We start from the raw sequence: 12,413 nt of genomic DNA on the forward strand, positions 1-12,413 counted from the left end.
GGGCTTAGACCGGCGGCTCGGTGCCCGACCCCACCTCGGCTTCTGGGTCGAACGAGAACACCCGGATTTCCTGCTGCGGGCCCGCCTTGGTCAGGCGTTCGATCACCACGGTGAGGATCAATGACAGCTTCCAGCGGCCGTCGTCCTGCACGACGGTCAGCGGGGTCAGCGAGTGCTGCACCGACGCACTGAAGCCGGGTTCACGGTCATGCTCGATCCGGGCCGGCTGCCACTGCTCGATCGGCGTGGTGGCTCGCACGCTTGAGAACGGCGATGGCGCCGAGAACCGTTCGCCCGAGGTGTGCGGAACCGTGTAAAGCATCGCATCGAGGATATTGGTTGACAGCAGCGTACCGCTGCGGCCAAAGCCGGTGACCTCCACGCTGACCGTATCGCCTTCACGGAAATGCACGGCACCGGCATAGCGGCCGACCGGCGAATAGAGATCTCGGTGCGTCTTTGCGACGGCAGCCTGCCACAACAGGTCCGAGCTGACCTGGTCGATATCGAAGCTGACCCGGATGATCGCGGCATCGGCCGCGGGCGGGGTGATGTTCACACTCATTCTGTCTTCCCTGTAAGCATGCGGTGGTAGCGCCGATCCCGGCGTAGAGCCAGAAGATCCGGCTCCCCGGCGATCATATGCGGGGGGTAGCCGCGCGCGATAGCGTCCTGCAGGTGAGCCAACGCAGCTTCGCGACGGCCGCCAAGTTCGGCCACCAGCGCTGCGCGAAACTGCAGGTCTGCATTGTTATTGCCACCGGCGAGTGCGGCGTCGATGCGCTGCCGTGCCAGCGAAGCCTGTCCCAGCCGGGCGGCGTACAGCGCGCTGCGACTCTGCAGCGTTGCGCTGTCAGGGCTGCGCTGCAGCAGCGTGTCCACCATCTGCAGGGCGCGCTGGTGCGCCGCGCGCGCCTGCGCTCCATGGCCAGGCAACCAGCGCAGGGTATCGCCCAGATTGGCCCATTTCAGGTAGTCGTTGGGGCTGCCCTTCGCATCGGACAATGCACGCTCGAACGCCGTGGCAGCCTCAGCGTAGTCTCCCCGCATGTACAGCAGGGTGCCGAGGTTGCCATACAGGCGGCCATTGCTGCCCTGCCGAAGGCCCTGCTGCAGCACATGAAGCGCCTCATCGAGACGGTTCGCGCGCAGCAGCACGCCGCTCAAGCTGACGTAGGCCTGCACGCCATTGGGCTTGAGCAGGATGCTGCGGTGGAACGCCTGCTCGGCACCGGCGAGATCGCCCTGCTGGTAGAGCAGCGTCCCCTGGGTGTCGACGAAGCCGCGGTCGGCAGGGAGCCGCCGCATGGCGTCGGCCAGCACCTGCTGGGCTTGGCTTGCGCGGCCCGACTGCGCGTACAGGCGTGCCAGGCCCAGCAACGCATGGCGATCGCCCGGGTCCAGCATCCGCGCCCGCAGATAGTGGGCTTCTGCGTCGGCCTTGTTGTTCAGATACTCCTCCACCCAGCCTCGCGCCGCCTGCACGATGGCCCGCTGCGGTTCCTCACGCTCGGCCTGCTGGGCTGCCGCGCGTGCGCGACTCAACCAGACCTCATCGCGCTCATCACCGGCGTAGCTCAGGCAATACCCGATGGCCAGCAGCGCTGCGGCACCGGCATCGTGCGGGTCGCTGGCCAGTCGCTGCTCCAGCAGCGCCACCGCTTCGGCTACAGTGCCGGCCTGGTCGAAGTCAGCCAACAGGCGTTCCGCGCGGACCAACGGGTCGATCGCAGCACCGGCCTCCGCCACAGCCTCTGCCCCCGCCAGGCGCACGTCGCGCGCCTGGATGAACACAGCGAGCAGTCCGAACAGCACGATCAAGCCCAGCACCCCACGCTGCTCCGCACGCTTTCGGCTTCGCTCGTGCCGCTGCTCCTGCGCCTTCAGCAGCGCCCTGTGCACATCGGACATGGAGCGTGGACGGTCCTGCGCGTGACGGCGCGTCATCCGCTCGACCAGATCGGTCAGCGCGGCGTCGGTACCGCGCGGCAGCCGTCGCCCTGCCGCTCCACCATGCAGGCGTCGATGTAATCCGCCCCACGCCGCGCTGGCCTCGAAATCACGGCTGCCCTTCAGCGCCTCGTGCAGCACCAGCCCAAGCGCATAGATGTCACCGGATGCGCCCGCGCGCGCGCCCAGCAGGCGTTCGGGGGCCAGGTAAGCCAGCGTCCCTGCCGCGCTCTGGGCAGTCACCGTGCTGACGGTCTGCTCGGGGTCGATGGCCGCAGCAGCACCGAAATCCAGGATGCGCACGTCCCCGCATTCGGTGAGCATCACGTTGGAGGGCTTCAGGTCACCATGCGCCCAGCCATGGCGATGGGCCACAGCCAAGGCTTCGGCCACCGCCGCACCCAGACGCAGCACACGCTCGGCGGGCAACGCGCCGGTCCGGTCCAACGCCTGCGCCAGAGTGATGCCGCGGATGCGCTCCATCACCATCGCCAGCTGACCGGCGTGCTCCTCCAATGCATAGACCGCTACAAAAGCACGGTGCGCCTGCGCGGCCAGCCGCTGGGCCTCGTAGCGCAGACCTCGTTGGCCGGATTCATCGCCTATCGAGAACTTGATCGCGACTTCGCGCGCCAGCCGCTCATCCCAGGCCAGGCAAACCCGACCGAAGCCCCCCTCGCCCAGCGTGCCTCCGATCCGATAGTGACTGAACTGCTGTCCCGCCCCCGTAGAGGGTTGCTCCACAACGTTGTCCATTCCCACTCCTGATTGATTGAGAGGGAGCAAGGATCAGTCACTTTTCGCGACTTCACGGGGTTGAACGCGCGTGTGTGATTGCAGTCCTCCACGTGCCGGGTGCGTCACCCTACCGCAGCAGACACTGCCAGAAAATTGACAGGCGCCGCTGCACAGGCTGGCTGCAGAAGCCACCAGCATTGCCACCGCCGCTGCACGCCATGGCTGCACCGATCAGGCGCACGCCACCCATGATCTTGTGCGATCGTGGCAGCGATGCCGCGCTGCGACTGGCGACCTCCTGGTACGTGGAAGCAGCGTGGGGGTGTCTGGGCCTGGAACCAATGCGTGCGAAACGTGCTGCCCTCAAAAGCGCCCGCGAATGGCCGTCTTGAAAAGGCAGCACATCCTGCGTCGCGCATGCCCCACATCACGTCGAAATCGCCTGCACGGGCGGGCCGGATCTCCATGCGTCTACTGCAGATCTGTGGTCGTGACCAGGCCGGGTACTAGCAGATTCCAGAAAGCGCCCCGCACCCGCTTCACGCGCCACCGCCATCGGTTCGGCAATAGTTGAGTGAATTCCGGCCCTTAGAGCAGTACATGCCCCCTACTTCCGCGCGCATCCCGCACCGGCTCCGCCGATGGCGCGTCGCTGGCTACGTCCTGCTGGGCATCTACCTGCTGTATCTGCTGGCCGGCAACATCTTCCTCAACACGCCACTGTTCGACCAGGTCACCAACCGCAAGCCGCACAAGTTCGTGATGACCACGGGCCCAGCCCTCACCTTGCTGCCCGGGCACGTGATCGCCTGGAACGTGCACATGCGCGGCCACGTCAACCACACCGTCTACGTGCTGCATGCCGACCGGGCAAGCGCCAGGCTGGCAGTCCTGCCGCTGTTCCAGCGCGAAGTGCGGGTTCCGCGCCTGCAGGCCACGGGCGTCTCGGCCGAGATCAGCCGTGTTGAAGAGGCCATCCCGCCGCCCCCGCGCAGCGACCAGGGCTGGACGCTGCGGTTCGATGCCATCCACAGCGACAGCATCCGCAGCGCCCGTTTCGGCAAGCTGCTGATCATCGGCAAGGGCCAGGGCACGGTCGGCTTCGTCAAGCAGCTGCGCGGCGGTCCTTCGGAACTGCTGGATTCAACAGTCACATTCAAGGGTGCAGACACCAGTTTCGACGGCGTGCAGCTGCTGGGCGACATGAACCTGGCTGCGCGCTTCAGCTACCCACGCCACTACCGTGACCAGGCGCCTGGGCTGGCCAAACTGAAGATCCTGCATGCCCAGCTGGACGTTGATGCACGCAGCCAGGGCCTGCGTATGGATACGGATGCCACCACCCCGAAGATCTCCAGCGCCCCGGTGCCGGGCCGCCTGCAGCTCTCGGCACACCTGATCGATGGTCAGCTGCAACCCGGCGACCGCGCTCTCTGGCAGGTGCCGCTCTATCTTGGCGACGGGGCTCCAGACCGCGGCGTGCTGGCCCTTCAGCTCAACGTGGCCAACGACCTGCGCCTGCAGGCACGCCTGCCACCACGGCCCGACTCAGGCAGCGAAGTGGACGCGGACCTGCACATCACCGGCCGTGAAATCCCCTTCCAGGATCCGGGCCAGTTGCTGGAGCGCAGTTCAGGTACGGTACGCGGCGAATGGACATTCACCTCGCTCAACTGGATCCCTGCCCTGTTCGTCCGCAAGCCGTGGCTGCAACTGGACGGCGGCGGCACGCTGAAGGCCGACCTGCGGCTGCACAATGGCGAGCTGAGCGAAGGCAGCACGGTGGACATTCCCTCTGCCGAAGCAGTTGCCGAGGTCGCCGGCGTCCGGCTTGCCGGTACCGCCAGCGCGCATGGGGAACTGAAGTCAGGTACTCCGAATCAGGCGCTGCTTGCGGTCCGCCTGCCCCGCTTCACCGCGCGTCCCACCGATGCCAAGGACGTTCGGCTGTTCGACGGCCGCAATCTGGCGCTGGACCTGACCGGCGACGGTCGTCTGCAGGAACTGCGCAAGGGCGTGCGCGCGCACCTGAGCTTCAGCGAAGCCACCATTCCAGATCTGTCCGCCTACAACCGTTATCTCGGTTCAAAACAGGTGCGCCTGCTGCGCGGCACCGGCTTACTCAGCGGTGATGCCACCCTCGATACCGATGGCCGCGTTGGCCATGGCACGGCCCGCCTGCAGGGGCGCGGCACCAGTGCGAGGGTGGCAGGGCTGGACATGGGCGGCGATGTGGACGTGAACGCAACGCTGCGCCGGGGCGACTTCAACCAGCGTCATTTCGACCTGTCCGGCACCACGGTCGAGCTACGCAACGTGCAGGTGGCCGGCACGGAACGCTCGACGGCGTGGAAAGGGCGTGCCATCTTCAGACGCGGCCGCATCGATGCGCAATCGCCCTTCCAGGTGGACGCCACCACCGACCTGGCGCTCAGTGATGCGCGCCCCTTGCTGGCGTTGTTCGCCGAGCGCACGGACTACCCGCGCTGGACCTTGTCGCTGCTGGACTCCGGCCAGGTGGATGCGCAGGCCAGGCTGCGCTGGCGCCCGGGCCATCTGGTGATTGATGGCCTGCAGGCCGAGAATGATCGGCTGTCGGTGCGCGCGCGACTGGATCTGCTGGAGCAGCGCAAGCGCGGCGACCTTTATCTGCGCTGGGGGCTGTTGGGCGCGGGCATCGAACTGGATGGCGACCAGCGCCAGTGGCACCTGGCCAAGGCGCGCGAGTGGTTTGACGAGCGCCCTTCCCTGCTGCCAGCAGGCACTGGCGGATCCTCAGACTGAATGCCGCGGCATCTGCATCCATATGCCGCGTTCATGCGTATGCAGGGGCATACGGAGCATGGAGCGGTATCGGGATGAAGCGCGGCACACAGATTTCCGGGTTTCTGGGCTGGTTGGCGATCACCTTCGCTGCGGCCGCATTGGGCGCGTGGGCATCTTCATCGGCGGCCACCTTCTATACCACGCTTGCCCTGCCCGCGTGGGCGCCGCCGGCCGGCGTGTTCGGCCCGGTGTGGACGCTGCTCTATGCGCTGATGGCGGTTGCGGCTTGGCGGGTCTGGCGCGAGCGCGGCTGGCGCGGCGCGCAACCGGCACTGCGGCTCTATCTGTTGCAGTTGGCCGTCAACGCACTGTGGAGCTGGCTGTTCTTCGGCTGGAAACTTGGCGCCCTTGCGTTCGCGGACATTCTTCTGCTGATTGCGCTGGTGTGCGCCACGATCGTCAGGTTTGCGCGCGTCAGCCGCATTGCGGCAGTAATGCTGCTTCCCTACCTGGCCTGGATCGTGTTTGCCTGCGCGCTGAACTACGCGGTGTGGCGCGCCAATCCCGCACTGCTGTGAGCGCAACAGATCTGAGTCAAGCCTGGGCAATGGCCTGCGGGCGCCACGCCCGCAACAGCGACGACTTGAAGGCCTGCTGGCCACAGCCGGTGGGGCAGCGCACCACTCTGGCTGCAGAATGGCTCACCAACCCTTGGCCTTCCTCTGCCTTGAACACCGTTTCGCAGGAAAGGCAGCGGGCCACCAGCGAGTACAGGTGCAGAAGACGACCGCTGGCAGGATCCTGCAGGGCATCCACATCCAGCAGTTCAAACTGGCAGCTGTCAGGCAGCATGCGGTACGGAAGAGGTGGGAGCGTCTGCAGGTTCACGGGCGTGGCAACGGTTGGAGGTGGATTCACCCTAGGACAATCGCTGTCGAGCTGGCGTGCAGCCGATATGCATTGGATGCAAAACCTCTGCACGGGCGCCTTACACATCGTCCGCCGCTGTGTAGATGAAGAATTCAGGTTTGAATGAAACGGCCTTCACGGGCATCAGGTGGTAGGCGAATGCGCGATTTTGCTTCACCATCCCTGCTAGCCGGATGTATCGCTGGGCTTTTCCAGCCATCCATGAAACATGAGCCCCTCCGTTGATGCCTTCTGCCCAGTCCACGCCCGACCTTGCGCTGTCCCGTTGTGCGCGCGAACCCATCCACACACCCGGCGCGATCCAGCCCTACGGTGTGCTTCTGGTGCTGGAGCCGCAGTCGTTGCGGGTGCGCGAGCGCGCCATCAGTCAGCCGAGCGTCCTTCAGCAGTTCGGCGAGCCGTTGCTTCAGCACGTCAGTGAGGTACTCGGTGGCGTGCTGGCGCCCTTCCAGGCGCTGCTCCGGCAGACCACCATCGGCAGCAGTGCGCATGTGGGCGCCGTGCACCTGGATGGCCACGGCCGCCATCAGCTGCTGGTGCATCGCTCCGCCACCGACCTCCTTGTCGAGCTGGAAGCGCCGGTTGCGGGCCAGCCCGGTTCTCTTGAAGAGCTGTATCCGGCCATCCGCGAGCTGATGACCGCCATCGAATCGGCCTCGACGGTGGAAGACCTGTGCCAGCTGGCCGCCGCGCACATGCGCCGGCTCACCGGCTTCGATCGCACCCTGGTCTATCAGTTCGACGCCGGCTGGAACGGCATCGTGGTGGCGGAAGAAGGCAATGGCCTGTTGCCCTCGTACCTGGACCTGCGTTTTCCTGAATCTGACATTCCCGCCCAGGCACGCGAACTCTACCGCCGCAACCGGGTGCGCCTGATCGCGGACAACAACTACACCCCTGCCCCGTTGATGCGGGCCGAGGAGCATCGCGACGCACCGCCGACTGATCTGAGCCTGGCGGTGCTGCGCAGCGTATCCCCGGTGCACCTGCAGTACATGCGCAACATGGGCACCGGGGCGTCGATGTCGGTCTCGCTGGTCCATGAGGGCCAGTTGTGGGGGCTGATGTCGTGCCATACGGTGCAGCCGCGCCGCCTGCCCTACCACGTGCGCACGGCCTGCGAGTTCATGGGCCAGATCCTGTCGCTGCAGATTGCCCTGAAGGAGCGTGCGCGCGCGATCGAGGAACGCGTGGTTCGCCGTTCCGTGCTGGTCAAGCTGCTGGGACGCATGGCCGGTGACGAGGACTTCATTGCCGCGCTGCGCCTGGATGAGACCAGCCTGCTGTCGCTGACCGGTGCCGCTGGCGCGGCCATCGTGCACAAGGGCGACTGCATGCGCGTTGGCCGGTGCCCTTCTGCCAGCGACGTCCTGGCGCTGACCGACTGGTTGTCCGCGCAGCATGCCGGCCAGGAAATCTACTGCACTGATCATCTGGCCGCCGACTGGGCGGAGGGCGCTCGCCTGGCGGAGGTGGCCAGTGGCCTGCTGGCGGTCTCCATCTCGCAGCTGCATGACAGCTACCTGATGTGGTTCCGCCCAGAGGTGGTGCGTACTGTCAGTTGGGGTGGCGATCCCCGAAAGACCGCAGCGCCGGATGTCGTGCTGTCTCCACGCCATTCCTTTGAGGCATGGAAGGAGACCGTGCAGCAGCGCAGCCTGCCATGGGGTGACGCCGATCGCGATGCCGCGCACGAGATGCGAACCGCCATCGTCGACGTCGTGTTGCGCAAGGCCGAGGAAATGGCCGAGCTGAACGAGCAGCTCCTGCGCAGCAACAAGGAACTGGAGGCATTCTCCTATTCGGTCAGCCACGACCTGCGCGCCCCCTTCCGCCATATCGTCGGTTATTCGGAGCTGCTGGGCAGCTCGGCCGGTGAACGCCTCAACGAGACCGAGCGCCGCTTCCTGGACACCATCGTCGAGTCGGCAAAGTCCGCCGGAACGCTGGTGGACGACCTGCTCAGCTTCTCGCAGATGGGACGCTCCACGCTGGGACGGGTGCGGCTGGACATGGCTGCGCTGGTCGGGGATGTCCGCAAGAGCCTGGCGCTGGACTACGCCGGTCGCGATGTGCAGTGGACGATGGCGCCGCTGCCGGAGGTGGAAGCCGACCCGACCATGCTGCGCCTGGTCTGGCAGAACCTGTTGTCCAATGCGGTCAAGTTCACCCGCGAGCGCGACCAGGCGGTGATCGAGGTCGGCCACGAACGCAGCGACGATGAAGATCACTTCTTCGTGCGCGACAACGGCTGCGGCTTCGACATGCGCTATGTGGACAAACTGTTTGGCGTGTTCCAGCGCCTGCATCACGTCGAGGAATTCGAAGGCACCGGCATCGGCCTGGCCAACGTGCGTCGCATCATCGGCCGCCACGGCGGCCGCACCTGGGCCGAAGGCGAACCCGGCAAGGGCGCCACGATCCACTTCACCCTACCCCGTTCCACAGGAGATTACCCATGAGGGACCTGCGGCCGATCCTCCTGGTCGAGGACAGCCCAAAGGATGCCGAACTGACACTGGCCGCGTTGTCGCGCTGCCAGCTGCTGAATGACGTCATCCATGTACGAGACGGCGCCGAAGCGCTGGACTACCTGCGCTGCGAGGGAAAGTTCGCCGGGGCCAACCATGGTGGCCCCGTGGTGGTGCTTCTGGACCTGAAGCTGCCCAAGGTCAACGGTCTGGAAGTGCTGGAACAGGTTCGCGGAGATCCGCAGCTGAGCAGCACCCCGATCGTCATGCTGACCTCTTCCCGCGAAGAGCAGGATCTCGTGCGCAGTTACGAACTGGGTGTGAATGCCTTCGTGGTGAAGCCTGTCGACTTCAAGGAATTCTTCGACGCGATCCAGGGGTTGGGCATGTTCTGGGGCATCACCAACCAGCCACCGCCACATCGCCCCTCCGGTACGGGGCAGCACAATGCATGATGGATCGCGCAGCAGCGAGCGCCTGCGCATCCTCATGCTGGAGGACAGTGCGCTCGATGCGGAGCTGATCACCGCACAGCTGCAGCGCGCCGGCCTGGACTTCGAGGCCGAGCGCCTGTGGACCCGCAACGCCTTCATCGAGGCAATCGACAGCCGACCGTTCGACGTGATCCTCGCCGATCATGTCCTGCCTGGCTTCGATGGCGACGCTGCACTTGCCCTGGCACGCGAGCGCGTGCCACAGACGCCTTTCATCTTTGTCTCCGGCACGCTGACCGAGGAGCTGGCGGTCCAGGCTCTCACGCGCGGTGCCCGCGACTATGTGGTGAAGCAACGCCTGCAACGCTTGCCCGATGCGATCCGCCGCGCCCGCCAGGAGGCGCACGAGCGCACCCAGCTTGCCAATGCGCAGGCCGCGCTGAACGACAGCCAGGCCCAGCTGCAGCAGGTGACCGACGCCGTTCCTGCACTGATCGCCCAGCTGGACAAGGACCATCGCTACAGGTTTGCCAACAAGGCGTTTCTGGACTGGCATGGCTTCAGCCTTGCCGAACTGCTGGGCCGCACCGCACGGGAAGTCAGTGGCATTTCTGCGTTTGAACATGCGTTGCCCAGCCTGGAGCGCGTGCTTCAGGGCGAGCGCTCCAGCTTCCAGGTGGAGCTGATCCATCGCAGTGGCCAGTCACGATTCGTGCAGATGGATTGCGTGCCGGAACATGCGGCCGACGGCAGTGTGGTTGGCTACATCTGCATGGCCAGCGACGTATCCCTGCTGAAGCAGGCCGAACTGGCGCTGCGCGAAGACAACCAGGAACTGGAGCGGCAGGTCCAGGCGCGCACGGCCGAGTTGAGGGCCAGCAAGCGTCGCCTGCAGGCCATTTTCGAATCCAGCTTCCAGCACCAGGTACTGCTCGATCTTTCCGGCGGCGTGGTTGATGCCAACGTCGCCTCGCTGGCCGCCGTGCTGGCCGACAAGAAGGATGTGGTGGGCCAGCCTTATGTGCAGTCGCCGTGGTTCGCCACGACCGACGAGGTTGCCACCACCGTTGATCAGGCCGTCACCGATGCCGTGCACGGCCACAGCTCGCTGCATGCGCTGGATATCGAGCTGCCGACCGGGCGGCGCAGTTTCGACTTCTCGTTCCGCCCCCTGCTGGACGCAGACGGTGCGGTTACGGCCGTGGTCTCCGAAGCGGTGGAAACCACCGCCCGGCTGCAGGCCGAACACGCGCTGCGCCAGTCGCAGAAGATCGAGGCCGTGGGCCAACTGACCGGTGGCATCGCCCACGACTTCAACAACATCCTGACGGTCATCTCCGGCAACGTCGAACACGCCATGCTGCTCAGCGAGCGCGCTGGTGAACCGGCCGCGCTGGTCGGTCGCGCCCTGGACAATGCCCTGAAGGGCGTGGGACGTGCCGCCAGCCTCACCCAGCGGTTGCTGGCATTTGCCCGCCGCCAGCCGTTGCATAGCCAGGCGGCCAACCTCAACGACCGCCTGCTGGACATGCACGACATGCTGCAGCGTGCGTTGGGCGAACTGGTGCAACTGGAGATCCGCAGCGCCCAGGACATCTGGTGCGTGGAGATCGACGTCAGCCAGTTGGAGGCCTCTGTGCTCAACCTGGCGGTCAATGCCCGAGATGCAATGCCTCACGGTGGCCGGCTGGTCATCGAGGTCGACAACAGCCACCTGGACCATGACTACGCCGCGCTGTTCCCCGATGCCGAACCCGGCGAGTACGTGATGCTTCGCGTGCGCGACAACGGGCACGGCATGGATGCAGCCACGTTGGCGCGCGTGTTCGAACCGTTCTTCACCACCAAGCAGGTCGGCCGTGGCACTGGGCTGGGCTTGTCGATGGTGCACGGCTTCGTCAAGCAGTCCGGCGGTCATGTCCTGATCGATTCGGTGGAAGGCGGCGGCACCAGCATCACCATGATGTTCCCGCGCTCGCCGCTGGCGCTGCCCAGCGAAGCGCGTGCGCCACAGTCTGGCTTGGCCGGCTACGCGCCGCGTGAGGAAACCATCCTGGTGGCCGAGGACAACGACGATGTGCGCGCGCACACGGTTGATTCACTGCGCCTGCTGGGCTACCGCGTACTGGAAGCGCATGACGGACCGTCCGCGCTGCGATTGCTGGAGCGCCCGGACACGAGGGTCGACCTGCTGTTCTCCGACGTGGTGATGCCCGGCATGTCGGGCTGGGAACTGGTCCGCGAGGTCCGCGAGCGCTGGCCTGAAGTTGCTGTGCTGTTCACTTCGGGCTATCCACGCGACCACGAGGCGGTGGGTAGTCAGGGTCGGTTCGCTGCGCTGCTGCCGAAGCCGTTTACCCGCAGTGACCTTGCACAGGCGGTACGCACCGCGCTGGACGCTGCCGCGCACTGAGCTCACGCCGCCGGATCACGCGTGCCTGCCGCGATCCGGTTGATGTCCGCGCACTCCACCGTGGCAGGCGGATGCTCTCTTCCTGCCAGTGCGATCATCGCCTGGCCCACCGCCAGATTGCTGGTGACCAGTGAAGGGACGAGTGCGCCCGCCAGTTTCATCAGCGGCGCGCCACCCCAGTACAGGGGCTTGAGCACCGCGTGGCGCGTGCCGGTTCCCGATACCGGCCGCACGCCTCCCGGGCGCAGCATCACGGTACGCACCGGCATCCTGCGGAGCGCCAGTTCGATTTCGCCCTTGATCCGCAGCGGCATCACCCGGCTCTGCGGGTCCGCGCCGGCGCCGGACACATACAGAAAGCAACCGTCGGGATTCACTGCCGCCCACGCGCGGGCCACGGCCAGTGTGGTGTCCAGCGTCACCCGCCGGTACTCGGCTTCGGCGGTGCCCACCGGAGGCGCGCCCGCGCAATAGAAGCACGCGTTGAAGCCAGCCAGATCGTCACGCTGCTCATCGATGCGCAGGAAATCCGGCACGACCCGCTCGCTTCCCGCACCGCTGAGGCTGCCCGGACGCCGTACCAGCGCGGTCAGATGGCCGACCTGCGATGAGCGCTGGCAGGCCAACGCCACGCCCTGCCCCACCAACCCGGCGGCGCCGGTCAACAGAACACGCAATGCTTCTGCCCTCGCCATCACCGTCTCCCGCCCC

At 66.1% G+C, this 12,413-nt stretch carries 9 protein-coding genes; 5 read left to right on the top strand and 4 right to left on the bottom strand.

Annotation, left to right across the window (positions count from 1 at the left end; all coding sequences use genetic code 11):
- Positions 1-4: 4 nt before the first annotated feature.
- Both V3B41_RS02300 and V3B41_RS02305 read right to left on the bottom strand, forming a co-directional pair.
- Positions 5-565, bottom strand: coding sequence for a hypothetical protein (locus tag V3B41_RS02300; protein ID WP_049429278.1), 561 nt, complete (start codon positions 563-565; stop codon positions 5-7).
- Entirely contained in the window at positions 562-2,706 is a 2,145-nt protein-coding gene (locus V3B41_RS02305; RefSeq protein ID WP_329859917.1) for a protein kinase, read from the bottom strand. The genes V3B41_RS02300 and V3B41_RS02305 overlap by 4 nt, the downstream gene beginning before the upstream one ends.
- A gap of 582 nt (positions 2,707-3,288) precedes the next feature.
- Here V3B41_RS02305 and V3B41_RS02310 point away from each other — a divergent pair.
- Both V3B41_RS02310 and V3B41_RS02315 read left to right on the top strand, forming a co-directional pair.
- A complete protein-coding gene (locus V3B41_RS02310) occupies positions 3,289-5,472 on the top strand; it encodes a hypothetical protein (protein ID WP_329859919.1) in 2,184 nt (727 codons plus the stop codon).
- A gap of 74 nt (positions 5,473-5,546) precedes the next feature.
- Positions 5,547-6,032 carry a TspO/MBR family protein gene (locus V3B41_RS02315; protein ID WP_049429281.1) on the top strand — a complete coding sequence of 162 codons (486 nt, stop codon included), beginning with the start codon at positions 5,547-5,549 and terminating at the stop codon, positions 6,030-6,032.
- Positions 6,033-6,048: 16 nt separating this feature from the next.
- On the opposite strand, the gene V3B41_RS02320 is transcribed toward V3B41_RS02315, so the two are convergent.
- Entirely contained in the window at positions 6,049-6,342 is a 294-nt protein-coding gene (locus tag V3B41_RS02320) for a hypothetical protein (protein WP_049429282.1), read from the bottom strand.
- Positions 6,343-6,608: 266 nt separating this feature from the next.
- On the opposite strand from V3B41_RS02320, the gene V3B41_RS02325 reads away from it, so the two are divergent.
- From V3B41_RS02325 to V3B41_RS02335, 3 genes are read left to right on the top strand one after another with little or no spacing between them, the layout of a single operon-like run.
- Positions 6,609-8,846, top strand: coding sequence for an ATP-binding protein (locus V3B41_RS02325; RefSeq protein ID WP_049429283.1), 2,238 nt, complete (start codon positions 6,609-6,611; stop codon positions 8,844-8,846).
- On the top strand, positions 8,843-9,310 hold the full coding sequence (locus tag V3B41_RS02330; RefSeq protein WP_100443510.1) for a response regulator: 468 nt from the start codon (positions 8,843-8,845) through the stop codon (positions 9,308-9,310). The genes V3B41_RS02325 and V3B41_RS02330 overlap by 4 nt, the downstream gene beginning before the upstream one ends.
- Positions 9,303-11,702 carry a hybrid sensor histidine kinase/response regulator gene (locus V3B41_RS02335; RefSeq protein WP_049429285.1) on the top strand — a complete coding sequence of 800 codons (2,400 nt, stop codon included), beginning with the start codon at positions 9,303-9,305 and terminating at the stop codon, positions 11,700-11,702. Before V3B41_RS02330 ends, V3B41_RS02335 begins: the two co-directional genes overlap by 8 nt.
- A gap of 2 nt (positions 11,703-11,704) precedes the next feature.
- Here the strand turns inward: V3B41_RS02335 and V3B41_RS02340 are convergent, their stop codons facing one another.
- Complete coding sequence (locus V3B41_RS02340) at positions 11,705-12,397, bottom strand: oxidoreductase (RefSeq protein WP_100443511.1); 693 nt, start codon at positions 12,395-12,397, stop codon at positions 11,705-11,707.
- Between the last annotated feature and the right edge of the window lie 16 nt (positions 12,398-12,413).

It is taken from the genome of Stenotrophomonas sp. SMYL89 (assembly GCF_036319985.1).
Classification (GTDB): domain Bacteria; phylum Pseudomonadota; class Gammaproteobacteria; order Xanthomonadales; family Xanthomonadaceae; genus Stenotrophomonas; species Stenotrophomonas maltophilia_Q.

What these genes read in the sequence shown, in the direction of transcription:
- V3B41_RS02310 (WP_329859919.1), top strand. Translation starts at nt 3,289, where the DNA reads ATGCCCCCTACTTCCGCGCGCATCCCGCACCGGCTCCGCCGATGGCGC.
- V3B41_RS02305 (WP_329859917.1), bottom strand. Translation starts at nt 2,706, where the DNA reads ATGGACAACGTTGTGGAGCAACCCTCTACGGGGGCGGGACAGCAGTTC.
- V3B41_RS02325 (WP_049429283.1), top strand. Translation starts at nt 6,609, where the DNA reads ATGCCTTCTGCCCAGTCCACGCCCGACCTTGCGCTGTCCCGTTGTGCG.
- V3B41_RS02330 (WP_100443510.1), top strand. Translation starts at nt 8,843, where the DNA reads ATGAGGGACCTGCGGCCGATCCTCCTGGTCGAGGACAGCCCAAAGGAT.
- V3B41_RS02315 (WP_049429281.1), top strand. Translation starts at nt 5,547, where the DNA reads ATGAAGCGCGGCACACAGATTTCCGGGTTTCTGGGCTGGTTGGCGATC.
- V3B41_RS02300 (WP_049429278.1), bottom strand. Translation starts at nt 565, where the DNA reads ATGAGTGTGAACATCACCCCGCCCGCGGCCGATGCCGCGATCATCCGG.
- V3B41_RS02340 (WP_100443511.1), bottom strand. Translation starts at nt 12,397, where the DNA reads ATGGCGAGGGCAGAAGCATTGCGTGTTCTGTTGACCGGCGCCGCCGGG.
- V3B41_RS02335 (WP_049429285.1), top strand. Translation starts at nt 9,303, where the DNA reads ATGCATGATGGATCGCGCAGCAGCGAGCGCCTGCGCATCCTCATGCTG.